The organism is Pseudoalteromonas sp. BMB, from assembly GCF_001709235.1.
Lineage (GTDB): Bacteria > Pseudomonadota > Gammaproteobacteria > Enterobacterales > Alteromonadaceae > Pseudoalteromonas > Pseudoalteromonas maricaloris.
Genome location: NZ_MBQA01000208.1, coordinates 1 through 23,012 on the forward strand (window position 1 = coordinate 1; position 23,012 = coordinate 23,012).

Here is a 23,012-nt window from a genome sequence, read left to right on the forward strand (position 1 = left end):
AGATGTGTATAAGAGACAGCGCAGTTAGCGTCAGATTTGATCCTTCAAATTGAGCAAGCATTAAGTCTAATTGGTATAACTCTTAAGTAAGTAAAACTAAACTCAATTGCGGTGTTGAAAGTAACACCGCAATTTACTCAAGAAAAAATTCTCTCGAACCAGTTCTTATCTAAATCATCTTCACAGCGTTTAAGTTGAACGGCATAGCGCGCAGCACGATGCTTTACCTTATTTGCGACTTGCATTAACCATTTCTTATTTTTATAAGTACCACGACGATAACCGCCCCAGCCTTCATGATAATTGAGGTATTGTGCGTAAGCGTCCCATTTAGACACGCCGTTTACCTTGTGAGTTTTGTATACGAACCAAGCCATAAAGTCGATGGCGTCTTCAAAGTCATCGCGATCTGCACCTGAGTTTCCAGTTTCACGAATATAATCAGACCAGGTCGGAGTTTTGGCTTGAGAGTAGCCATAAGCAGAGCTCACTCTGCCAACAGGAATAAACCACAGGAAATACTCCATAGGCGGAGCCGCATCATGCCGAAAAGAACTTTCTTGATACATCATGCTCATCAGTACATGCTTTGGTGAGCCCCACTTTTCTTGAGCATCACGAGCGTCATAGTACCAATCTTCTTTTTCCTCAAAAATCTTACAAATATCATGAGGTTGTTTAGGTGGTGCAGTAGCACATCCGGATAAAACAGCGACGAGGCTAATTAAAATTAATTTTTTTTGCATTTTTTTCGAAACCTAATGAACTTTTACAATTTGCATTGGTCTGAACTTATGAATGCAGCAGTTTAGCATTGTTTCATCCCTGAAATTTATTTGCGCAGCCTTATGGCTGCGCTTTTTTATGCCTTGTGCATTATGCCCTTGAAAAATAATCGTCAAGGAAAGCCGTGAAGTCTACCGTATCCGCAGCTCTAACCGCAGCCTCATCTTCGAAAGACTGACGTGCAAATGACTTCAGCGTATCTTCATCGTAATAGCCGTATTTGATATCTTGATGAAGTTGCTTATATTTTTTCGCAAGTTCAATGCCCATTGAGCCTTGTTCTAAGGTACGACTCTTCAGTTGAGATAGCAACTGCCCAGAAAAAGTAAGTGCAGGTGTTTCAATTGACAACATTAATTTTTCCACTGTTGCCACGTAGACTAATTTTTCGGTACTCGCATCTAACATTTTTGCGACTTTGAGTAAGTCTGTAAAAATCTCTGTGCCCCACTGCTTCACACTCACAGGCTCACCCGCTTTACTCAGTTCAAGTGCTGTGCAGCGACCTTGGTTAACCACCTGATGTAAATTCTTACCAGCGAGCTTCTGCGCTTCAAACGAAAGCTCAGGGCTTGGCTTTAACAAACAATAGGTTAAGAACACATCGAGGAAGTGGATTTGCTCAAGACTGACACCAGTATGCTCGAATGGGTTAACATCCAGCGCACGAATTTCGATATATTCGATACCACCACGTTCAAGTGCCTGAGTCGGCGTTTCACCAGACTTGGCATTGCGCTTTGGTCTAATTGGCGAGTAGAACTCATTTTCAATTTGTAAAATGTTGCGATTCAGCTGTTTTGGCTCTGCTGCTCGATAGTCTGGAATTTCATGATATAAGTCGGAGCGACAACGAATGGCTTGTCGCAAGCCCGCAATATACTCATCCAGATCGTTGTACATCACCTTAAGCGAGCTTTGTGCGCTATTGGTATAACCTAAATCACCCAGTCTAAGCGCCGTGCCATATTCAAGGTAGATGGAGCCATTTTCTAGCTTACTAAATGGCAAGTCGCTCTTTTTGCCTTGCAAAAATGACGGACAAAGCGCAGGAGATGCGCCAAACAGGTAGCTGATCAGCCACATTTCACGCTTGAAATTACGAATTAGGCCTAAATACTGCTGGGAGATAAATGATTGTTGAGGGTTATCATCTTCAGACATCACTTGCAGACTTTGCCAAACGGACTCTGGAAACGAAATATTGAAGTGCACACCCGCAATGGCCTGCATCATGCTGCCATAACGGTTTTTTAGCCCTTCACGATATAGCGTTTTCATTTTGCCGATATTAGAGGTGCCAAACTGCGCTAGGACGATATCTTCTTCGTCCTCAATAAAGCATGGCATCGACAAAGGCCACAGTAACTCATCACCCATATTCGCCAAAGTAAACTTCTGTAGATCAGAAAGTTGCGCTAATGTCTCTTGTGGGTCTTCACTCACAGGGGTGATAAATTCGAGTAGCGACTCAGAAAAATCAGTGGTGATATGACCATTGGTCAGTGCGTGGCCCGTCTTTTCTGGATGCGGTGTTTTCGCTATTTTTCCCGACCCTTGGATCCGCAATGCCTCACGTTCGATACCTCTTTTGATACCTTTGAAAACGCCGCGATGCGCGCCGTCAGACAATAAGTCCAGCTTAGTGTTTAAGTCTAATTGTTTCAAAAATTCTTCCTCGAACCTACAGGCCAATTTCAAGTTTATGGGGTCGAAACCAAATTATACCAAGTGTATTCATTAAATGAGTGATTTAAACCGAGCAATCAATTTAAATATGGCTACTTTTAGTACACTTAGGCCTTAATAATAACTTTGCCAACATGCTTACCACTTTCCATACAGTGATGAGCCAGCGCAATATCCGCCATCGCAAAGTAATGACTTACGTTGATGCTGATTTTGCCAGCTTGGTACGCCTGATACAAATATTTAAGATCGCCTAAATTACTCGCAACCAACATCCCCTCAGCCTTTACACCCCTTGTCGTGGCTCGCTCACAGACGATTTCTTTGGTGACGCTGGGAATAGTCACTAGGTGCGAATCCGGCTTCATCGAGTCGACACACTGTAATGCAATATCGCCACCAATTAAGTCCAGTAAATCGCATTCAACTTGGTGCTGATAAAATTCGTCATAACTTATTGCCGTTACCTTGAGCTTCGACAACAATTCGTGCTCAGGGCGGGTCGAGACAGCGATGACTTTTCGCCCTTGGAGCTGTGCTAGTTGAATTGCTAAATGCCCCACGCCACCGGTTGGTGCCAATACATATAGTGGACGATTATGATTCGAAAATTTATCTAGCGCTTGTTTTGCCGTAAGACCCGCAAGACAAAGACCTGCAATATCTGGATTTTCTTGCAAAGAAACCTTGATGAGCTCAGCCTCAGGCGCCACTACATAATCACTATAAGTTCCGGGGTTACTTGCAAATCCAATCATACCGATGACAAGGTCGCCTACTTTAAATTGGTTATCTGGGCCATAAACCTCAACCACCTCACCATACAGATCATATCCGAGCGGCAAAAAGGCACCTGCGCCTTTTTGCGCCGCAACATAACCAAGACCTTGCCTGGTTTTCACTTCAATAGGATTAACGCTGGTACTGTTTACTTTTATGCGCACTTGGCCTGAAGTAAGTGCTGGCAAAGAAATGGTGGTACTACACAGCTGATTGCTATCACCAAATTCGTAGATACCGTAAGTGGTTGACTTATTTATCATATGCGGCTTTCTTAAAGACAGTTTGTTATCTTTGTAGAATACGCGAAAGGGTAAGGAGTTTGAAGAAATTTACAGTATGGGAAGGAAAAACGCTCTTACAGTATGACTGTAAGAGCGTTTAGCTATATTAGTGATTGAACACTATCTGGTCGTCGACAACCCCGACTTTAATGGTATCGCCAGTCACAAACTTACCTTGTAACAAGTCCTGAGCCAACGGGTTTTCGATATATTGTTGCACTGCTCGTTTTAGAGGACGAGCACCATATACTGGATCAAACCCGCTTGCAGCGATTTTATCAAGCGCGGCGTCACTGAGCTCAAGCGCAAAGCCTTTTTCAGTTAAGCGTTTACTCAATCTGTCTAATTGGATACTCGCAATTTCTTTAATATGTTCATTGATAAGCGGGTGGAACACCACAGTTTCATCAATACGGTTAATAAACTCAGGTCTAAACTGACTAGCGAGCACGCCCATAACACGCTCCTTGAGTGTTGCGTAGTCGTTGTTTCCTGCCTGCTCTTGAATGACATCCGACCCTAAGTTCGAGGTCATGATGATCACCGCATTTTTAAAATCAACCGTGCGACCTTGACCATCGGTCAAGCGACCATCGTCCAAGACCTGCAATAAGATGTTAAATACATCTGGATGCGCTTTTTCCACTTCATCAAGCAAAATCACAGAATAAGGACGACGCCTTACCGCTTCTGTCAAATAGCCACCTTCTTCATAGCCAACATAGCCAGGAGGTGCACCAACCAAGCGCGCAACTGAGTGTTTTTCCATAAACTCGGACATATCAATGCGCACCATGGCATCTTCCGTATCAAACATAAAGTTGGCTAACGCTTTGGTCAGCTCCGTTTTACCCACCCCTGTTGGACCTAAGAACAAGAACGAACCAATTGGGCGGTTTGGGTCTGCAAGCCCGGCTCGTGAGCGACGGATAGCGTTGGCAACCGCATTAACGGCTTCGTCTTGACCAATCACTTTTTTATGAAGCTCGTCTTCCATTTGCAGTAACTTTTCACGCTCACCTTGAAGCATTTTTGCGACCGGGATCCCAGTCCAGCGCGATAGAATTTCTGCAATTTCATCTTCACCGACCTGATTTTTTAAAAGGCTCATTTCCTGCATTTCAGCCTGAGAAGCAAGGTCTAGTTTTCGCTCAAGCTCAGGGATCCGACCGTATTGTAGTTCGGACATACGTTGCAAATCACTTGCTCGACGCGCGACTTCTAGATCTAAACGCGCTTGCTCAAGCTCAGCCTTAATCACTTGTGTGCCTTGTAGTGAGGCTTTTTCGGCATTCCACACTTCATCAAGCTCTCGATACTCAGATTCTAATTCATTGATGAGCGTTTGCATCTCAGTGCGACGCTTTTGACTCGCTTCATCTTTCTCTTTTGCCAGCGCGTTATCTTCCAATTTTAGTTGGATAATACGGCGCTCTAGTCTGTCTAATTGCTCCGGTTTTGAGTCAATTTGCAGCCGAATTGAAGACCCGGCTTCGTCTATCAAATCGATAGCTTTATCTGGAAGCTGCCGGTCTGAGATATAACGATGTGATAAATTAGCCGCAGCGACAATCGCAGGATCGGTAATATCCACCGAGTGGTGCAATTCGTAACGCTCTTTTAAGCCACGCAGAATCGCGATGGTGTCCTCTACGGTTGGCTCTGCAACAAATACTTTTTGGAAACGACGCTCAAGTGCCGCGTCCTTTTCAATATACTGACGATATTCATCAAGCGTGGTCGCCCCCACACAGTGAAGCTCACCACGTGCGAGTGCGGGTTTTAGCATGTTGCCAGCATCCATTGCACCGTCGGTTTTGCCCGCCCCCACCATAGTATGGATTTCATCAATAAAGAGTATAACTTGGCCTTCTTCTTTAGCCAGTTCATTTAATACCGACTTCAGGCGCTCTTCAAACTCACCACGGTATTTGGCTCCTGCCACCAATGCTCCCATATCTAGCGATAGTACACGCTTACTTTTCAAGCCTTCAGGAACTTCACCGTTGATAATACGCTGCGCGAGCCCCTCAACGATGGCGGTTTTACCAACGCCCGGTTCACCGATAAGTACAGGGTTGTTTTTAGTACGGCGCTGTAGTACTTGAATAGTGCGGCGGATTTCGTCGTCACGGCCAATAACCGGATCAAGCTTGCCTTGCTCAGCACGCTCAGTGAGATCGATGGTAAATTTCTCAAGAGCTTGGCGAGTGTCTTCGGCATTAGGGTCATCCACTTTTTGACCCCCTCGAATAGCCTTAATGGCTTGCTCGATCTTTGGCTGGGTGATGTTAAGCGCTTTGAAAATCTCGCCTAATGGGCCTTTATCTTCGCACGCAGCAAAAACAAATAACTCGCTGGAGATATATTTATCTTTACGTTTTTGTGCATATTTATCACACAGATTGATCAGTGAAATAAGGTTATTTGAAAGCTGTACATCACCACCTACACCTTCTACTTTAAATAGCTTTTCAATGGCTTGTGACAACTTAGTATTAAGCTCGTCGGCGCTCACACCTGCTTGTGCTAATAATGCGCGCACACTCGAACCGCTCTGTTGGAGCAAAGCATACATTAAATGAACAGGTTCAATAAATTGGTGATCGCGCCCAAGCGCTAATGACTGCGCATCGGAAAGCGCAGCTTGGAATTTGCTTGTAAATCTATCTAAACGCATGATTTATTTACCCATATAAAATATCGAATTACCTTATTTATGGGTATTAACTGAACGAAGATCAAGCGTAAAAGTAATAATTTACCCTGATTATTTGCGCCAAATCAAAGTTGCCATACGGCCCGTTGTTTTGTCTCTACGATAGGAAAAATACTGCTCGGACATAGTTACTGTACAGTGTTTATCGCCGTAAAAATCCTTTACACCTTGCTCGCGTAATAACGATTGTGCAAGCTTGAAAATATCCGCAAGATATTTACCGTCTTTTTTAGCAACAAATGCCGTATTTCGTTGCGCCTCAAAAGCCTGTACTACGTCTTCACCCACCTCGAAGGCGCTAGGCCCAATCGCAGGGCCAAACCATACACAGATCTCTTCAGGTGCACAGTTAAACTTAGCCAGTGTTTGCGAGATAATTCCAGCAGCAAGAGGTTTCCAACCACCATGGATAGCGGCTACCTCTTTACCATCTTTTGATGCAAGCAGAATGGGTAAGCAGTCTGCTGTCATGATAGCCAGTGGTGTTTGACGCAAGCGAGTGTATAAGGCATCGGCTTGATGGACCTGCGCGATTTCAAACTGCGCGTCGACCACCGCCACTTCTGCGCCATGCACTTGCTCAAGCCATACTATCGGGTTGGCCACATAGCCGTGTAAAGTTCGGCGATTTTCGGCTACATGTTCAGCATTATCACTAACATGAAAGGCTAGGTTAAAGCTATCATACGGCGGTGCTGAAACACCGCCCTTGCGCGTTGTTGATAATGTCCCAACGAATTGGGTTAATGGCCACTGAGCAAGTTGCATCTTATAACGTTAAATCCGGGTTTTCTTTGGTATCTTCTCTGAGCGCTGCCACCAACTTAATCATATCTTCAGGCACAGGCGCTTCCCATGTCATCTTTTCGCCAGTAATAGGGTGTGCGATACTCAGTTTTATAGCATGCAATGCCTGACGTTTAAACTCTCTTAATTGCTCGGTTAACCCTTGAGTCGCATTTCTTGGTGGACGAGGACGGCCGCCATAGAGCTGATCGCCAATTAGTGGGTGATTCAAATACGCCATATGTACACGAATTTGGTGCGTTCTACCGGTTTCTAGGCGCAGGCGCAAGCGCGTGTGTGCTCGAAACTTTTCAGCAACACGGTAATGAGTGATAGCTGGCTTGCCCATCTCATGTACTGCCATATGTGTACGCTTGGTTGCGTGACGACCGATTGGCTTTTCAATCATGCCACCTGCCGTCATCGTGCCATTACAGACAGCTTCATATTCACGTGTGAAGTTTTCACGCGCTTGTAGATTCTTCACCAAGTGCGTTTGTGCTTGAATAGTTTTCGCCACGACCATTAGACCCGTCGTGTCTTTGTCTAGACGGTGTACGATACCAGCACGAGGCACGTTAATGATTTCTGGGTGATGGTGCAGCAGAGCATTTAACACAGTGCCATCTGGGTTACCGGCACCGGGGTGAACCACCAGCCCCATCGGCTTGTTTATCACAAGAATGTCATCATCTTCATAAACAATGTCTAACTCTATATCTTGCGCTTCGTATTCACGTTGTGCTTCGATAACCGTCTCGATAGCAACACTTTCACCACCAAGTAACTTTTCACGAGGGGTGTTGAATACTTCACCATCTACGGTGACTTTATCTTCAAGGATCCAAGTTTTTATTCTTGAACGAGAAAAATCCGGGAACAATTGCGCCAATATTTGGTCTAGACGTTTACCACCGAGTTCGACTGGAACCTCCGCTTGGAGGGAAATTTGCTCTGACATCTGAAACTTTACCTAATTTACCAGTGCAAGCCGTGCTCGACTGGGTTAGAATCGTATTAATGCATAGTTTACTCGGTTTTGCCGAGTTGGCCTAGCCGAAGAAAACAAAGGTAGTAAAATAAAATGATTAAAAACTTAAGGACACACGCCTTTAGGCTGGCGTTAGCCGCGTCTGTTTTGGGTTTGGCAGCCTGTTCATCCGCACCAGAACAAGAAGATATTGAACGCGTACCAAACAAATCCGCCCAAGCACTTTATGAAGATGCTAAACAAACATTAGATTCCGGTTTATATGCCCGCGCTATTGAATTATTGGGTGCGATTAATGCTCGTTACCCGTTTGGCCCTTATGCAAGACAAGTTCAAATGGACTTAGTCTATGCATATTATCAAACAGGTAACACTGACCAAGCACTTGCCACTATTGATCGTTTTATTCGCTTAAATCCAAACCATAAAGACCTAGACTACATGTACTACATGCGAGGCTTGGTAAGTATTAAAGCCGACGAAAACGCATTCCAAGAATATTTTGGTGTCGACAGAGCCGACCGCGATGCCAATCGCACCCGCGTTGCTTTTCAGGATTTAACCACGTTAGTTAAAAACTATCCAAACAGTCCGTATGCACCAGAGGCTAAAAAACGCTTAGTATGGTTACTAAACAAAATGGCTCGTTACGAACTGAGAGTCGCTGAATATTACTTCGAGCGTGAAGCATATCTTGCCGCAGCAAACCGTGGTAAATATGTAGTAGAGCACTACTCTCAAAGTAGTTATCTGACCCAAGCTTTTGACATTATGGAAAAAAGCTACCGCAAACTCGGCCTACCAGACCTTGCAGATAACGTGAAAAAAGCCAAATCGGTTAACGCACGTAACAAATAAATAGAGTGCTAAGTCACGATATCACCGATGTCGTGACTTCTCTCCAAGCAGTACTCGCCTTCAAGTATTCTACAGCAGTAAAAAATACTTGTTTTCTGTACATAGACATCAGCCGTCAGCGTATTTTATTTGATTGTAGTTGTAATAAGGAAGGAGTTAGGCTGCCCATAATAGAAGGTAAGCAGCCTTAAAAGGTAAGCATTTGACTTAACAGCGTATTAAATCGCTTCTTCGTCCTCTTCACCTGTACGGATCCGAACCACACGCTCAACATCGGTCACAAAGATTTTACCGTCACCGATTTTGCCTGTTTGCGCGGTTTTTAGGATAACTTCAATGGCTCTGTCAACGTCTTCATCTGCGGTGACAATATCAAGCTTTACTTTAGGCAAGAAATCTACCATATATTCAGCACCGCGATATAACTCAGTATGACCTTTCTGACGACCAAAACCTTTTACTTCACATACCGTCATACCTGTTATCCCCACATCCGAAAGCGCTTCTCGGACATCATCAAGTTTAAACGGTTTAATTATTGCTTCTATTTTCTTCATGACTATCTCGATTCCTTTGGTATAGCGTCGATTTTAGACAATCCGCTTGCCCAAGGCAAACAAAGACATTGAAAGTTGAAGTGATTTCACGCAATAATATTAATCATAAATTATTACTTTTTGGTTGTGAGGCGGTAATGAAACAATCAGCAGGATTCAATCTACTAGAACTGATGATAACCATCGCTATATTGGCTATCGTATTGGCCATTTCATTTAGCTTTGATGGCAACCTGCTGCAACGCAACCGAGCAGAGTCCTTCTTACAAGAATTACAACGTAACATCGCTTTTGCTCGTGTAAAAGCAACCGCCGCAGACGAAATTGTCATTCTCTGCCCAGCTCCCCCAGCCAATATTCAAGCTAGGACTGCATTTACTTGCCAAGATAATTGGGCAACGAACAGAATTAGCGTGTTTGTTGATAGTGATAAAAATGGCACATTTAGTAATGGTGATACTATCCATAGAACGATGGAGGTCGTAGACGATAACGACACTATGGTATTTTCTGGTGACAATCGTCTAAGGTTTGATTCAAGTGGACTCTTAAGTGGTTCAAACGCTGGCAATTTTACCTATTGTCCTGGTAGTAACGACAACAATCAGCAGTTGAGTGTTTCAACCGCTGGCACAGCATTATATCGAGGAAATACAACAGATACCTGTGGATAACCACAAAAGTACTGATGCGCAAAATATCTCAAAGTTTCAATCTTGCCTTTAATATATAAACGACTAGGCTTAAAGAAAATATAAAACGAGGCAAAGGATATGCATCGTCATATGGGATTTTCCCTATTGGAATCTTTAGTGTGTTTGGCGATTATCACTACCGTCAGCTTATTCTCTCTTCCCAGTCTTACGGCTTTATTTCAGTTTGATAAACCAAAAATAAAACTAGAAGCGTTGCGACGAGCCATTAATTTTGCTCGCATTCAGGCCGTTGCAAGTGGTGCAACCGTTACTTTATGCCCACTGAAAAACAATCGCTGCGACGACAAAGAATGGCACACTCAGTTAACGGTTTTTATCGACTACCACCCTCAAGGTGAGTTTTCAGGCGATGATTATAAATTAGCGGTTGTGGACTCAGTAGACTCAGGTGACAAGCTCACCTACCCAAGAAACGCCATTATATTTCGCCGCTTTGGCCATCTCGCGGGACTCTATAACGGTACTTTTGTCTATTGTAATGCAAGTTCTACCGTGGGATTGTCGTTGTCAGTTAGCTACACAGGGAGAAGCACTCTAAAAGATACTGATGAGTGTCAAAAGTAAATAACCTAAGCTTCGGATAATTAATGCCTGTCTAGCAGCCAGTTTTTGCGCTAACAGCGTTGAATTCACTTCCAATAGCCCGCTATTGGTACGTAAATTCGCCTTGCCTACAGGATGTAGGTACCTTAGCGAGAGCAGGACGCGGAAGCGGTGTTTTCCCTAAAACTTGCTGGCTAGACAAGGAAAAACTAAGTTGTGCTTTAGCAACAATGAGTTGGAACATTCCTTATCCAAACCTCAGGTTAAATAAAAATGGCGAGCACAATGCTCGCCATTTCATTACTTAATTACAAAAAGTAGGGTGTTATTTTCTTCTACGTAGCAGCGCAAGTGGTGCTGCTAGTAGTAACCAAAATAATGAACCACTTGAAGATTTTGATGGTGTTGGCGTAGGCGTTGGATCTGGAGTCGGCTGTTCTGACTCTTCATCCATTAAGTTTGTTACCTCGACCATAATTTTCGCAGGCTCAGATACATTGCCACCGGTATCAGTCGCCACGACTTCAAGCTCAACGCTTTCTAGTCCTGAGTCGAAGTCTAGTTGCTCGCTGTTGGCGACAATGACCTGTCCTGATGAATTAACCGTGATAGCTGATGAAGTTGAAGCAATAACAATAAACTCAGAAACTGGGTTCGCAAAGTCAGATGCGTATTCAACCTCTAGCTGGCCAATAACGGTATCTACCGCTGTATTTTCCTCGACTGAGAATGACTGATCAGCAGTGATGATTGGCGCTTTCGCTGATTCTTCTGACGGAGAAACAATAACTGGTACCGCGCCGTTACTTGATAGAATCATGAAATCATTGTCGGAGAAAGTTAGGTTTGCTGACTCACCAGGTGCAAGCTCTGTTACTTCATTACCAGCATCATCAACGAGCATAGCTAAGCCTTCTGCTTCAGTTGTAGCTACTTCCATTGCTGGTGCTTTTATCATGAAACTATCAGCGAACATTTCGTCTAGAGAATTTGATGGGATCGGCATCCAAGTCTCTTCTTCAGTGCGGAAGCGAATCTTGGCTTCCACTCCGGTTGCGACCTGCTCGGCTGTAAGTCCAAATGCATCGGCACAACTACTCATGGTGACGAAATTATTACCAGATGCAAATTGAATATTAGTAATAAAACCGCTTCCTGAACCATAACCATGAGTAAATGAGATAGCGCTACCAGATAGGAAATTGCCAAACCATTCTTGCTTGCCGTTTTGAACAGTTACATCATAAGTGCCATCTGGCGACGTTCCACCTTCAGCTGGCAAATCGAAATCAGCCATAAAGCCACCTTGATAAGTGTGGATAATAGGTTGATTAGTAACCATGGTCGTCAATAGCATGTAACCGGTATCACACACGTCAGTTGAGACTGAAGTTGTTTCTACAGCAGCACCGATTATATCTAAACGTTCGCTATCACCTGCTTCATCTTTTGCAACCGTTGAAGCAAAAAATGGCTTTAAAGTCGCAGCGCCAGTATTGGTTAATACGTGTCTAGCACCTTGGTCATCAACAACAGGCATAACTTTCGCGTTAGCAGCAGCTTTTGGTAGCACATGATAAACCAAGTGCAGTGCTTTTTCGTCGCCAGACATAAAGTTCAATGCACCATCAAGCTCTAATGTTGTAAGGTCGTGTGTTGCATCCAAGAATGCCATGTTGGCAGAAGTTAATGTCCATTCAGGGAGTTTAGTTGGATCTATAGTTGCTGTAACGTCAAACGAAATGGTTTGCCCTGCAGGAACGGTGATCGACTCAGGAAAGGCCATACTAAGTGCGCCACGCTCAGCGTCGTCAGCAAATCGCTGCTCATATGCCAATGTATAGGTCTGTTCTTGGTTCGAGAAGTTTTTAACGACTACCTTTTTGGTGATAGATGAAGTTTCAGATAGTGAAACCAAGCCAAATGATAGCGCCGCTTGCATCGTATCTTCAGCCCATGCTGCAACCGGAAGGTTTGCCGCTTTTTCAACATCTACAAGACCTGAACCAATAAAGCTGATTGGTGCAAGCGCTGCATTTGGGTTTTGCGAGCGAGGTTCCATGGTAACATCTAAGTTAGCCGCATTCATTAATGTTGCTTTTAGCTCAAAACCATTGCGATTTGGTAGTGCTTCTTTAAGCATACTCATGGCACCAGCTGTAATAGGGCCAGAGAATGAAGTTCCACTTGCTGGAGTAAGTCCATCACCAAGGCCTGGATGTGCAGTCATAATGCTAACACCTGGCGCTGTGATTTCAGGTTTTAATCTTCCGCTGATAGAAGGTCCGCGAGAGGTGAATGACGCGATCATGCCTTCTTTTAGAATGATTGTGGCACTCACATTATAGGCAACATTGTTTCCTGCTAGTAACTGTTGTTTAAGTGCTTTACCTTGGCTATAGCTCAAACCAATTGTCGGGATCTCAATACCTGGAGCACTGCCACCTGGTTCAGTTGGACCACCACCTTCAACATTATTGGCGATCATCACCAACTTAGCGCCTTTCGCTTGGGCGTTTAGCACTTTTTGAGTGAAGTTACAGCCGCCTCGGTCAACAAGGACCGCTTTGCCTGTAAAGTCGACGTCGTCTGCAAAAGGTTCGCAAGCGATAGATGTGGCATCTCCTCGGTCATTCTTTTCAGTCTCAACAAATGCTAGCGGGGTTGTGTCACTACTAAACTCAAACTCTTCAAAGCCCTCTGGGTTAAAACCTGCCGCACCTGCTTCAGCCGTTTCACCCATCAAGGTTGCTAAAATGTGCTGACCTTTAATGACAGAGTGCTCCATCGCACCGACTGAAAGTGCATTATCGGTTGTACTAGGGCCACCAACAATAAATGGTGTAGGGCCATCATTACCTGCTGAGATAACAACGTTAGTACCTAGCATCACGGCTTTATCAATAAGTTCTTGTACCGCCCCTGCACGGTTATCACCAAAGTCTCCGCCTAGTGACATATTTATAACATCTACGCGGTCGGAAATATCACCGTCTCCATTTGGATCCATGGCAGACTCTAGTGCTAATAGCTGTGCCAAGCCTGGACAGCTTTCAGCACAGACGGAGTAGACAAATAGCTCAACATTCGGTGCGATACCGGTTACTGAATGAGATACGTGAGTACCGTGGTTAGTACCTACGTCAATTGGGTCTGGATCGTTATTAATAAAGTCATAACCGCCTAGCACTTTGCCTTGTGGCCAAGCTGGAGTGTCTGAAGGGTTACTTGCTGCAGCTTCATACGCTTCGGCTGTACCAGCGCCACCAAATGCTTGGTGAGTGTAATCAATACCAGTATCAAGTACTGCAACACGAATTCCTGCACCTGTAACTTCACCTGTTGAAACTAAAGGCGTTGCTTTTATGTAATCGGCACTGTCAGCCACATTCAATTTATAATCAAATACAGGTAACACTGAATGTACTAATGGGTTGTTCAGCAGCTTGTTAACCTCTGCTTCTTCGCCATTGACGATAATTGCGTTGGTTAGCTTAGATGTCTTCGCCACAACTTGAAGTGTTGGACTAGTGTTAGCAATTGTAGCCTCTACACTTTGTTGAGTTTGCTGAATACTTGATGTTGCATTTTTGGAACTAATGCCAGCGAGACTTTGTTCAGCCACTGAGGGAGTTGTTAATTTAACTAACCATGTTACAACGTTCTGTGTAGATTTCCTTGTCTGTTTATTCTTTAATTCTGGATATTGACTTTTTAGAGATGGTTTATTTTCAAAGTTATATTGATTGTACGTCGCAGCAGCAACTGTAGAAGACGATAAAGCAGTCACTACAGCGATGGTGAGTGCTGACTTATTTAGAGTTGACATCGGATTTCCCCATCATACTTGTTATGGTTTTTAATTGTTTTATTTACATCCCATTTCAGGATTTGAACAAATATAGTTCCTTTTTGGGTGGCATTTCAACTTTTTGTTACGAAAAACGGAATTTAATTTGTAGTTGTTTTTACGTAGAGGTTAACTGTTATTGCATTTCTTAATAGGTTTCAGTGATATAGCTGTTCATTCTTGCTGAGAGTGAAATGTTGATTAAAACAAACTGTTTTGGTTTTTTTGGATATGTTTTGTTCACATTAACCTTTTTATGTCGCCAAAGTATCGTGCAAACAAGTACTGTTTCACAGCCTATATTAGTCCTTGAAGAGCCGTTTTTCATATCTTCGGTATAAGTTATATAGATTCGTTGGTGCGCATTGAACCCAATCCGTTATTATTTTACTACTCGATTTAGTTACAGTAAGTATGACGTTAGCCTTGAATTTTTGTTGTTGCGAATGGTGCATTAATTGCGCTGCATATCACCTCGTGATTTGAGAATCAAATTAATTGGCCTAAGATAGGGAGCGTCAAATGTTAAATTAAGGAACTGCATGCTTAAACTCACAGCAAGCGAAGGCGTACACCTTAGCAGGTTTGTTACTATGGAAAGTGCTGCAGATAACAACCAATTTATAATAAGCAGCCCGCTTTCGACACACCAATCTCAGTACGCTGATACCAATTTACGCTACTTAACAATCCACTCAGATAGTGAAATAGTTGGCTTTATTATTTTAGCCGTTGAACCAGAACTGAAAAATGTTGAATTTCGCCGTATTGTGGTTGCTAAAAAGGGATTGGGAATAGGGCAAGAAGCGATAAAACCGATGGAAAAATACGTGTTAGAGGAGTTGTATATAACGCGCATTTGGCTAGATGTTTTTGCAGACAATACTCGAGCGCAATACATATACCAAAAGCTTGGATATCAGCAGTTCGATACGATGCCTTACGATAATAGAATCCTGTTACTATTCGAAAAGCACTTACACTAATGGCTAAATCAAGTAACGAAAATTATCAAAAATGGTTAGCTGTATATGGGCGGTTAGTTGACTTCTCACACGATGACTGGCTACTTATGGCTCCACATATAAAAATCGGTCATATCACAGCCGATACGATACTATTCGCGCAAGGCGAGAAAATCTCTAGTGTTTACTTTTTATTAGATGGTTATGGACGCTATTTCTACCTAGATGAAAAGGGTAGTGAACGGAATAAATCTCTGCTACAAAAGGGCGGGGCATTCTCTCGTTTATCTTGTTATCTGGAAGATCAGCCAAGTCCATTTTCAACGCAAGCGCTAACAGACTGTGTGATTGCCGAAATTCGCTATGCTGACTTAGTCACTGCATCTGAGCAAAACCTCAATTGGGGGCGGTTTGTACGCAAAATGTATGAACAGTTGGCGCTTAAAAAAGAGAAACGCGAAGCGGCGTTACTTCAGTTAAGTGCAAAGGAAAGATACTTACGCTTTACCATAGAAAATCAAGCATTATGTCGCTCGGTTGCATTGCGCCATATCGCGATGTATCTCGGGATCACGGATGTATCGCTGTCGAGAATTAGAAAAGAGCTTGGCTTAACATAGGTTAAGGCGCAGCAACAAAATTCGATTTACCTTATCTCTACATTTTGTCTTAATGGTAAGGAATAACATCATGAAAAAGCTACTGCCTCCTATTTTACTATTTTTATTTGTCATATTGATGCCTGTGGTGTGTTGGTTGGCTGCTACACCACATTTAATTTATTACCCTTTCAATCTTTTAGGGTTAGTACCGATTGCTTTGGTGCTTGCACTGGCCAAGTCGGGCAGCACAATATTCGCGAAGGAAGAAACCAATATTATGACTTTCAATAAGCCTGATAAGTTAGTGGAGGCTGGGGTATTTCAATATACTCGTAATCCCATGTACCTAGGCTTTGTCATTGCATTACTGGGCTATGCTGTATTAATCGGTGGTGCACTCGTGTCATTTTTATTTGTGATTGCTTTTTTACTTATTACAGACAGATGGTACATTCGGTTTGAAGAAAAGATGATGGAACAAACTTTTGGAGATGCCTATTTACGCTATCAAAGGAGAGTGCGTCGTTGGCTTTAAATTCCAAGCATAAATGAGGATAAAATGAAAATGGTGCAAGATATTGATTATTCAAAATCCCTACAAACAATCGTTGGTAAGGTGGTTAGAGTTTACCAATCTGGAGATATGCTTACCCAAGATCACCAACCTCAGCGACTCAATATTGAGTTAAACGACGCGCAACAGGTCGTGCGTATGTGGTGGGGATAGCCCCATCCAGTTTGTATATTGATTGATGAAGATGGTGTATTTCGTCTAATCAAATCATTAAAGGTATTAAGATGCACATTGACCTCGTTAAAGTATTTTTTGTTGTAGCTACGTTCACGAGCCTAGCTGTTTATGCCGTTAGCTACGATGAAATTACAGATATTGATGCGCTAGCGGCGCATTTTGATGAGCCCACTTTTGAACAGTACTTCTCAGAAGAAGGTATGGAATTTATGTGGTTTTACTTTAAGGATATTGACCACTCTTTTTTGATTAATAATGAGACGGGAGAGGTCTGCCATCATTTTAAAGGCAAAAAGAGACAGTCTTGTTTTCCGGCAAGTTATTTTGAGTAAATCTATTTAAAGGAGCTGCGATGTCACACTCAAGTTGTAATTTAGTCCAATCCCCTTGCATCAGAAAGTGTTGTTTGGATGATAAAGATGTGTGCTTAGGTTGCTTTAGAACGTTGAATGAAATCACCAGTTGGACAAGTTACAGCGAAGATGAAAAGCTCAAAGTTTTGGCGTACTGTACGAGGCGCAAACAGCAACATGCTCAGAAATATAAAGGAAATTAAATGAAATTGGTGATTGGGACTGAATCAACTTGGTCATTAAGAACGCTGTTATGTGCGTCTATCTTAGATATTAAGTTAGACATTGAACTTATCGATTTGACCTCTTGTGATGACAAAGCAAAGTTGGCCAATGTATCGCCGACTAAACAAGTACCAGTTTTGCTCGTGGAAGGTCATGTCATTGCTGATTCACTCGCGATTGCAGAGTTTTTCAACGACCTTAGTGGAGGCGGTTTACTACCTCAAGACCCTTATGAGCGTGCACAGGCACGTAGTCTTGTCGCTGAGATGCACGCTGGCTTCACTGCGCTACGCTGTGAATTACCTTTTTCTTTCACGCCAAATACGTCAATAAATTTGTCGGATGCGGCAAAGCGCGAGCTAAAAAGGGTAGAGACTCTTTTTGCTGCGGCTCACTCCCCATTTATGTTTGCAAAGCCAACTATGGTCGATGCATTTTATGCTGTGCTTGCTTATCGTTTATTTAGCTACGGTATTCAATTGGCGCAGCCCGCAGCGGGGTATCAGAATGAATTGGTTGCATGGCTTGAAGCTCATAGCGTATTGCACTTAGTGCATCCGTAGTTTTATAGTGAATGCGAAAGTACCGTATGAGTCTTGAATTTAAAGAACTAAGCAAAAGTCGAAGTGCCAAGTTACGCAAAGTAATACTGCTTAATAGTGTGTTATTACCAGCCACTGCACTTGGTTTTGTCTACCTGCCTGACTTACTCCAAGCAAACATTAATGGTGCTGGGAAACTCATGGCTGCCGTGGGGATGGGGCCAGCTATTGCATTGGTTTATAGCATTATTATTGGTGTGGCGGAGCAACAGTTTGTCCGGTTTGATAACCAAGGTATTACCTTTGGCGGTCCTGTCTCTGGTGAAACCTTTTGCAACTGGCTCGGCGTGCGTGAGCTGACATTGAGCGACGACCAAACAGCGTTGCACGTACAGAGTTCAGGCTTGAATACTACGGTGATGTTTCCATTAAAAAAATATGGAATTTCGCTCTACGATTATCAGCAAATACAAATGTTTCGCTTTCGACACAGTTATTAAGTTGTAAGTGTCTCGATTTCGACACATGTTTTATCGAGTATGAACTTAAATTTATTGTATTGTATTGATTTTAATATAAAAAATATTTGGCCTGAAATTTGATTCATCATCTGTATTCTCAAAGTGGAGTACAGAGTATGGATATAAAACTGGCGAAAACAAAGCGCATGCCGCTTAAGAAGCTCGCATTGCTTGTTATTGTGCTACTTGTGGTCGGTTTGGTATTTTTTGCTAAAGCATATACCCAAAGTGCATCAAACGTGGTTTTCCAAGAAGAGTTAATCGTTGCTAAAGTCCAACAGGGCGAGTTTGAACTCAGTGTTAAGGGACTTGGCAGTCTTGCATTGGAAAAACGCCATTTGGTTACCAGTAGTAGTGGCGGAAAAGTAGTTGAAGTGTTGGTTAAACCGGGTGAAATGGTCACTCAAGGTACGCTACTTGCCCGGCTTGAAAACCCATCACTGCGCGAAGCGCTCATTCAAAAACATAGCCAACTTACCAAAATTTCAGCACAACATGAGGCTGAACTTGCAGAATTAAAGGCCAAAGTGCAAGAGGCCCACACCGCACATCATGATGCTTTGCTGGCTTATAAAGCCGACAAAATTCAGTGGCAGGCGCAAAAAACCTTAATAGAAAAGGGCAATAGCACTATCTCTATGCTTGATCATCAACGCAGCGAGTTTGCAATGCAGCGTAGTCAAAAGCAAGTGGAGTTACAGCAAGCTAGGGTTGCCACTCAGCAAGAAGTGCAACAAGCAAAAGCCAAAGCGCAGCTGGCTGAGCAAGCAAGTCTACGTTCCGAAATAAAGCTACTTGAAGAGAATATTGCAGCACTTGATGTGCGCTCGCCAATTACTGGACAAATTCAGGATGTGCTGATTGAAGTGGGCATGCAATTGTCTAATACCAGCTCGGTTGCAGAGGTGGCAGATCCGCGTTTGCTGGTTGCTAAGATAAACATCGCAGAACTAGATGCGCCGCATGTACAAGTTGGGCAGTCGGCTACAATCGATACTTACACTTCACGTTTTAACGCCATTGTAAAACGCGTTTCCCCAAAAGTCACCAATAGCCAAGTTGAAGTAGAGCTGAGCATTGAAGGCTCTTTGCCAAGAGAAGCTAGAGATAAACTCAACATTGAAGGGGTTATTGTAACGAGCCATAAGGCCGAGGCGATATTCGTCGCAATGCCAGCCAATGCTGTTGCAAATAATCAAGCGAGCGTGTTTGTTGTTGATGAACATCTCGCCACGAAAAAAACGGTTAAATTTGGTCAGCGTTCGGTAAACTACATCGAAGTGCTTGAAGGGCTTGATAAAAATCAAACTATCATTATTTCCGATATGGAAAAGTATACTCAAGATAGCCAAGTGCTAGTGCGTTAACAGGACATCATTATGAACTCAGTTATTCAACTTAATAATATCGAAAAGCGGTTTCAGACGGACGAAATTGCAACTCAAGCGCTAGACGGCATTAATCTCGTAGTAGAGCCCGGCGAGTTTGTGGCTATCACGGGACCGTCAGGGTGCGGCAAGTCAACGTTACTGTCAATTTTGGGCTTGATTGATGAACCAAGTAACGGTGAGTACTTTATCAGTGGTAACCAAGCATTTAATTTAAGCTCGGACGAGCGTGCTCATATTCGCGCTAATCATATCGGTTTTATTTTTCAGGCCTTTAATCTTATCAGTGATTTAAACGTGCTCGAAAATGTCATGTTACCGCTGACTTATATCGGCGGCATGAGCCAAAAAGAAATGGAGCAAAAAGCCAAAGACGCGCTGGCGATGGTGGGATTAGAAAACCGCATCAATCATTTTCCTTCTCAGCTTTCAGGCGGTCAGCAGCAGCGCGCTGCAGTTGCAAGAGCCTTGATTAACTCCCCAGATCTCATCCTTGCCGATGAGCCGACCGGTAATTTGGACTCAAATAATGCCCAGCAAGTGCTAGGGTTGTTAAGCGAGCTTCATGCTGCTGGAAAAACGATTTGTATGGTAACGCATGATATCGAATCTACGACTTACGCTAGCCGTGTTATCTCTATGCTAGATGGCACAATTTTAAGAGACAAAAAGCAGCTTGAGCGCGCAAGCAAAGTCGTTGGAGCTTAGTATGGGATTGCTTTTAGACTTTCGTTACGCACTGAGAAACATCGCCAAATCAATGCGCTTTACGTTATTGATGATGTTTATCATGGTTGGCAGTTTGACCATATCTTTGATTGGTTTTAACTATATTTATACGGTGGCATTTTCACATAGCCAAGTGGGTAGTGGCAGCCCAGAAATCAGGATCTTTAAGGTTCGTAACCCTATCAGCATGCAAAATCGCTTTGAATACAGCATGCTGCCACAACTACGAGAACTTGATGAAGTTAAACAACTTGAGGAGTGGCTTTATATTGCGCCAGCGAGTGTTTGGGTAAGTGACGCTGAGCGAGGCAATCATTATCGAGGCTCCTATGTTGATGAACGCTTTTTTCAGTTTCTGGACATTAAACCTGCACTTGGGCGATTTTATACTGCTGAGGACTTTGTGGGAGCTGCCCAAAATGTAGTCGTGATTTCAGACTATCTCTGGTTGCATCTATTTCAAGGTAGCAAAGACGTCATAGGGCGCACGATGGTCGTTGACCAAAAGTCTTACGAGATAATCGGTGTGATGCCCAAACACAATAACTTCCCGATATTTTCTAAACTTTGGCTGCCACTTAAAGGCAATAACACAGCACCTACTGATGCCATCGATATTATTTATAAGATGCCAAATGAGATAGTAGAGGCAAGGCTTGAGCAGCGTTTAAGTTTATTCTTCACTGATTATGCAACGCAGCGTGTTAGTCAGTCAGCACTTGAGGTAGATAAAACCGTTCGGGTTGAATCCATGACCTTGGTGGAATATAACACCGACGGTGAAGCGGTATTTATATTTACCCTGTTTATGGCTGGTATCGTACTTATTTTGCTTATTTCCTCAATCAATATTGGTAACTTACTTTTTGCCAAAATCATTGAGAGACAAAAAGAGTCGGCTATTCGCGCCGCGATTGGCGCGAAAAAATTAAGGGTGGTTCAGCAGCATGCTTGTGAGGGCTTGGTCTACTGCGTTAGCAGTTGGGTGGTGGCGCTATTGCTAACGGATCTTGGTTTGCGAGCGCTGAACTTTTTTATGAATATGATGTTTGGTGGCAAAATGCCGTACTGGTGGTATTGGCAGCTAAATATAGTCACCATCTTGGTGTCACTACTGCTGATAAGCTTGGTATTTGCTATTGCTGTGCTGTTACCTGCGGTGAAAACCGCTAACTTTAACATCAATGATGTACTGCGAGACGGCACGCGTGGTGCAACCGGAAAACAAGCGGGATTGATGTCAAAACGCCTACTGTCTTTGCAGGTGACCTTAGTGAGCTTTATGCTGATGGCGTCGAGCACCATAGGCTATGTGATGTATTCTATGGCGGGAAATATTGACGGCGAGACCCTCAAAGGGGTGTACTCAACTGAGCTGCAATTTCAATCTGAAAGCGAGTTTTCGAGTGATAAAGCGGTCGACATGGCAAGCGCATTGGTCGTGGGAATGGCATTGGATTCTGCCTTTAAAGAAGGGCGCGTGTATCAACGGGAGATGGAGCTTGATGTGCTAACAAGCGAGGGCGAAGTTTATACCGATAAAATCATAAATATTGAAGCGGTATCCCATCTTTTTAAGCGCGAATTGCAAAGTGGTAGGAACTTCACGGCACAAGACAACACAGAAGCGGCGCCCGTAGTGATCATTAGCCAGTCTCTCGCACACGCGCTGTTTGGCAGTGAGGAAGTATTGGGGCGCTCACTGATGTTACGTGATGCAAAATGGCCAAGCGCTAAAATAGTTGGTATTGCAGTGGATGAGATGAGCGTTGTTGCTAGCGATCGTCGTCATGAAGTCTATTTTAGTTTTCGTCAATATGCGCCAAAGGAAAATACAATGGCGGTTAAGTTCATTACTGAGTTGCCGCCAAGCCAAAGTTACGAAGCCTTTTATCGCGTGTTAGGTAGGCTCTCAAGCAAGCTCGAAACCAGCTATATTTTTGATCACTACGACAACCATCGCTCTATGATGGGGGCGTTCACCAGTATCATTTATGTGTTTTTGATTGTGGGTGGATTTGCCTTGACGCTTTCTTTAATTGGTATTTATGCCATGGGCCTGAGTAATATCAACAAATCTAGCTATGAAATAGGCATTCGCCGTGCGCTTGGCTCCAAAGATCGTCAGATCATGTTGTTATTTATCAAGAAAAATCTAACCCATACCGTTACAGGACTGACTATTTCTGCATTAATTTTCTATATCTTATGTTATCTTGCTGTAGACTTTTTCCGCGGTATTGTGCCGTTTAGTGTTATGTTTGGTGCAGGTAGTATCACTCTATTACTGGTATTTGCTGCGGTATGCCTTGCGCTTTATATCCCGGTGAAACGCAGCATAAAAGTCCAACCTGCGGTTAGCTTAAGAATGGAATAA

At 43.3% G+C, this 23,012-nt stretch carries 22 protein-coding genes; 14 read left to right on the forward strand and 8 right to left on the reverse strand.

Annotated elements, in window-relative coordinates:
* Nucleotides 1–137 precede the first annotated feature (137 nt).
* The 6 genes from BB427_RS21565 to rluD all read right to left on the reverse strand — a co-directional run bounded on the left by BB427_RS21565 (nt 138) and on the right by rluD (nt 8,005).
* Complete coding sequence (locus BB427_RS21565; RefSeq protein WP_010606683.1) at nt 138–746, reverse strand: transglycosylase SLT domain-containing protein; 609 nt, start codon at nt 744–746, stop codon at nt 138–140.
* A gap of 130 nt (nt 747–876) precedes the next feature.
* Nucleotides 877–2,454, reverse strand: a complete 1,578-nt coding sequence (gene gshA, locus BB427_RS21570; RefSeq protein ID WP_069023188.1) for a glutamate--cysteine ligase — start codon at nt 2,452–2,454, stop codon at nt 877–879.
* A 128-nt stretch (nt 2,455–2,582) separates the two neighbouring features.
* Nucleotides 2,583–3,518: an NADP-dependent oxidoreductase gene (locus BB427_RS21575; protein WP_069023190.1), complete on the reverse strand. Its 936-nt coding sequence runs from the start codon at nt 3,516–3,518 to the stop codon at nt 2,583–2,585.
* A gap of 127 nt (nt 3,519–3,645) precedes the next feature.
* A complete protein-coding gene (clpB, locus tag BB427_RS21580) occupies nt 3,646–6,219 on the reverse strand; it encodes an ATP-dependent chaperone ClpB (RefSeq protein WP_069023191.1) in 2,574 nt (857 codons plus the stop codon).
* 90 nt (nt 6,220–6,309) lie between these two features.
* A complete protein-coding gene (gene pgeF / locus BB427_RS21585) occupies nt 6,310–7,026 on the reverse strand; it encodes a peptidoglycan editing factor PgeF (protein WP_069023193.1) in 717 nt (238 codons plus the stop codon).
* Between the two features lies 1 nt (nt 7,027).
* Nucleotides 7,028–8,005 carry a 23S rRNA pseudouridine(1911/1915/1917) synthase RluD gene (gene rluD / locus BB427_RS21590; protein ID WP_010371027.1) on the reverse strand — a complete coding sequence of 326 codons (978 nt, stop codon included), beginning with the start codon at nt 8,003–8,005 and terminating at the stop codon, nt 7,028–7,030.
* A gap of 123 nt (nt 8,006–8,128) precedes the next feature.
* Between rluD and BB427_RS21595 the strand changes: the two genes are divergently transcribed.
* Complete coding sequence (locus BB427_RS21595; RefSeq protein WP_010371025.1) at nt 8,129–8,893, forward strand: outer membrane protein assembly factor BamD; 765 nt, start codon at nt 8,129–8,131, stop codon at nt 8,891–8,893.
* Nucleotides 8,894–9,111: 218 nt separating this feature from the next.
* On the opposite strand, the gene glnB is transcribed toward BB427_RS21595, so the two are convergent.
* Complete coding sequence (gene glnB / locus BB427_RS21600; RefSeq protein ID WP_010371023.1) at nt 9,112–9,450, reverse strand: nitrogen regulatory protein P-II; 339 nt, start codon at nt 9,448–9,450, stop codon at nt 9,112–9,114.
* Between the two features lie 137 nt (nt 9,451–9,587).
* Here glnB and BB427_RS21605 point away from each other — a divergent pair, with 137 nt between their 5' ends.
* Nucleotides 9,588–10,124, forward strand: coding sequence for a GspH/FimT family pseudopilin (locus BB427_RS21605; RefSeq protein ID WP_254663683.1), 537 nt, complete (start codon nt 9,588–9,590; stop codon nt 10,122–10,124).
* Nucleotides 10,125–10,223: 99 nt separating this feature from the next.
* Complete coding sequence (locus BB427_RS21610) at nt 10,224–10,730, forward strand: GspH/FimT family pseudopilin (protein ID WP_239652705.1); 507 nt, start codon at nt 10,224–10,226, stop codon at nt 10,728–10,730.
* Nucleotides 10,731–11,034: 304 nt separating this feature from the next.
* Here the strand turns inward: BB427_RS21610 and BB427_RS21615 are convergent, their stop codons facing one another.
* Complete coding sequence (locus BB427_RS21615; RefSeq protein WP_069023196.1) at nt 11,035–14,538, reverse strand: S8 family serine peptidase; 3,504 nt, start codon at nt 14,536–14,538, stop codon at nt 11,035–11,037.
* A gap of 563 nt (nt 14,539–15,101) precedes the next feature.
* Between BB427_RS21615 and BB427_RS21620 the strand changes: the two genes are divergently transcribed.
* The 11 genes from BB427_RS21620 to BB427_RS21660 all read left to right on the forward strand — a co-directional run bounded on the left by BB427_RS21620 (nt 15,102) and on the right by BB427_RS21660 (nt 23,012).
* Nucleotides 15,102–15,545 (forward strand): GNAT family N-acetyltransferase, encoded by a 444-nt coding sequence (locus tag BB427_RS21620; protein WP_069023198.1) that lies wholly within the window; start codon nt 15,102–15,104, stop codon nt 15,543–15,545.
* Complete coding sequence (locus BB427_RS21625; RefSeq protein ID WP_069023200.1) at nt 15,545–16,144, forward strand: Crp/Fnr family transcriptional regulator; 600 nt, start codon at nt 15,545–15,547, stop codon at nt 16,142–16,144. Before BB427_RS21620 ends, BB427_RS21625 begins: the two co-directional genes overlap by 1 nt.
* 70 nt (nt 16,145–16,214) lie before the next feature.
* Nucleotides 16,215–16,661 carry a methyltransferase family protein gene (locus BB427_RS21630; RefSeq protein ID WP_069023202.1) on the forward strand — a complete coding sequence of 149 codons (447 nt, stop codon included), beginning with the start codon at nt 16,215–16,217 and terminating at the stop codon, nt 16,659–16,661.
* Between the two features lie 24 nt (nt 16,662–16,685).
* Complete coding sequence (locus BB427_RS24000; protein ID WP_010370159.1) at nt 16,686–16,853, forward strand: I78 family peptidase inhibitor; 168 nt, start codon at nt 16,686–16,688, stop codon at nt 16,851–16,853.
* A gap of 71 nt (nt 16,854–16,924) precedes the next feature.
* Nucleotides 16,925–17,209: a hypothetical protein gene (locus BB427_RS21635; protein WP_069023203.1), complete on the forward strand. Its 285-nt coding sequence runs from the start codon at nt 16,925–16,927 to the stop codon at nt 17,207–17,209.
* A 20-nt stretch (nt 17,210–17,229) separates the two neighbouring features.
* Nucleotides 17,230–17,433 carry a DUF1289 domain-containing protein gene (locus tag BB427_RS24005; protein WP_083229918.1) on the forward strand — a complete coding sequence of 68 codons (204 nt, stop codon included), beginning with the start codon at nt 17,230–17,232 and terminating at the stop codon, nt 17,431–17,433.
* Complete coding sequence (locus tag BB427_RS21640) at nt 17,434–18,018, forward strand: glutathione S-transferase N-terminal domain-containing protein (RefSeq protein WP_069023205.1); 585 nt, start codon at nt 17,434–17,436, stop codon at nt 18,016–18,018.
* Between the two features lie 26 nt (nt 18,019–18,044).
* Nucleotides 18,045–18,497, forward strand: coding sequence for a hypothetical protein (locus BB427_RS21645; protein WP_069023206.1), 453 nt, complete (start codon nt 18,045–18,047; stop codon nt 18,495–18,497).
* Between the two features lie 137 nt (nt 18,498–18,634).
* Nucleotides 18,635–19,885, forward strand: a complete 1,251-nt coding sequence (locus BB427_RS21650; RefSeq protein WP_069023208.1) for an efflux RND transporter periplasmic adaptor subunit — start codon at nt 18,635–18,637, stop codon at nt 19,883–19,885.
* Between the two features lie 12 nt (nt 19,886–19,897).
* The gene (locus tag BB427_RS21655; RefSeq protein ID WP_045990359.1) at nt 19,898–20,614 is read left to right on the forward strand and encodes an ABC transporter ATP-binding protein; all 717 of its coding nucleotides are present in this window, start codon (nt 19,898–19,900) and stop codon (nt 20,612–20,614) included.
* A 1-nt stretch (nt 20,615) separates the two neighbouring features.
* Nucleotides 20,616–23,012 (forward strand): ABC transporter permease, encoded by a 2,397-nt coding sequence (locus tag BB427_RS21660; RefSeq protein WP_069023209.1) that lies wholly within the window; start codon nt 20,616–20,618, stop codon nt 23,010–23,012.

Excerpts from the sequence above, each read along its gene's own strand:
- BB427_RS21565 (WP_010606683.1), bottom strand. The coding sequence starts at position 746 with ATGCAAAAAAAATTAATTTTAATTAGCCTCGTCGCTGTTTTATCCGGA.
- BB427_RS21575 (WP_069023190.1), bottom strand. The coding sequence starts at position 3,518 with ATGATAAATAAGTCAACCACTTACGGTATCTACGAATTTGGTGATAGC.
- clpB (WP_069023191.1), bottom strand. The coding sequence starts at position 6,219 with ATGCGTTTAGATAGATTTACAAGCAAATTCCAAGCTGCGCTTTCCGAT.
- pgeF (WP_069023193.1), bottom strand. The coding sequence starts at position 7,026 with ATGCAACTTGCTCAGTGGCCATTAACCCAATTCGTTGGGACATTATCA.
- rluD (WP_010371027.1), bottom strand. The coding sequence starts at position 8,005 with ATGTCAGAGCAAATTTCCCTCCAAGCGGAGGTTCCAGTCGAACTCGGT.
- BB427_RS21595 (WP_010371025.1), top strand. The coding sequence starts at position 8,129 with ATGATTAAAAACTTAAGGACACACGCCTTTAGGCTGGCGTTAGCCGCG.
- glnB (WP_010371023.1), bottom strand. The coding sequence starts at position 9,450 with ATGAAGAAAATAGAAGCAATAATTAAACCGTTTAAACTTGATGATGTC.
- BB427_RS21605 (WP_254663683.1), top strand. The coding sequence starts at position 9,588 with ATGAAACAATCAGCAGGATTCAATCTACTAGAACTGATGATAACCATC.
- BB427_RS21610 (WP_239652705.1), top strand. The coding sequence starts at position 10,224 with ATGCATCGTCATATGGGATTTTCCCTATTGGAATCTTTAGTGTGTTTG.
- BB427_RS21615 (WP_069023196.1), bottom strand. The coding sequence starts at position 14,538 with ATGTCAACTCTAAATAAGTCAGCACTCACCATCGCTGTAGTGACTGCT.
- BB427_RS21620 (WP_069023198.1), top strand. The coding sequence starts at position 15,102 with ATGCTTAAACTCACAGCAAGCGAAGGCGTACACCTTAGCAGGTTTGTT.
- BB427_RS21625 (WP_069023200.1), top strand. The coding sequence starts at position 15,545 with ATGGCTAAATCAAGTAACGAAAATTATCAAAAATGGTTAGCTGTATAT.
- BB427_RS21630 (WP_069023202.1), top strand. The coding sequence starts at position 16,215 with ATGAAAAAGCTACTGCCTCCTATTTTACTATTTTTATTTGTCATATTG.
- BB427_RS24000 (WP_010370159.1), top strand. The coding sequence starts at position 16,686 with ATGAAAATGGTGCAAGATATTGATTATTCAAAATCCCTACAAACAATC.
- BB427_RS21635 (WP_069023203.1), top strand. The coding sequence starts at position 16,925 with ATGCACATTGACCTCGTTAAAGTATTTTTTGTTGTAGCTACGTTCACG.
- BB427_RS24005 (WP_083229918.1), top strand. The coding sequence starts at position 17,230 with ATGTCACACTCAAGTTGTAATTTAGTCCAATCCCCTTGCATCAGAAAG.
- BB427_RS21640 (WP_069023205.1), top strand. The coding sequence starts at position 17,434 with ATGAAATTGGTGATTGGGACTGAATCAACTTGGTCATTAAGAACGCTG.
- BB427_RS21645 (WP_069023206.1), top strand. The coding sequence starts at position 18,045 with ATGAGTCTTGAATTTAAAGAACTAAGCAAAAGTCGAAGTGCCAAGTTA.
- BB427_RS21650 (WP_069023208.1), top strand. The coding sequence starts at position 18,635 with ATGGATATAAAACTGGCGAAAACAAAGCGCATGCCGCTTAAGAAGCTC.
- BB427_RS21655 (WP_045990359.1), top strand. The coding sequence starts at position 19,898 with ATGAACTCAGTTATTCAACTTAATAATATCGAAAAGCGGTTTCAGACG.
- BB427_RS21660 (WP_069023209.1), top strand. The coding sequence starts at position 20,616 with ATGGGATTGCTTTTAGACTTTCGTTACGCACTGAGAAACATCGCCAAA.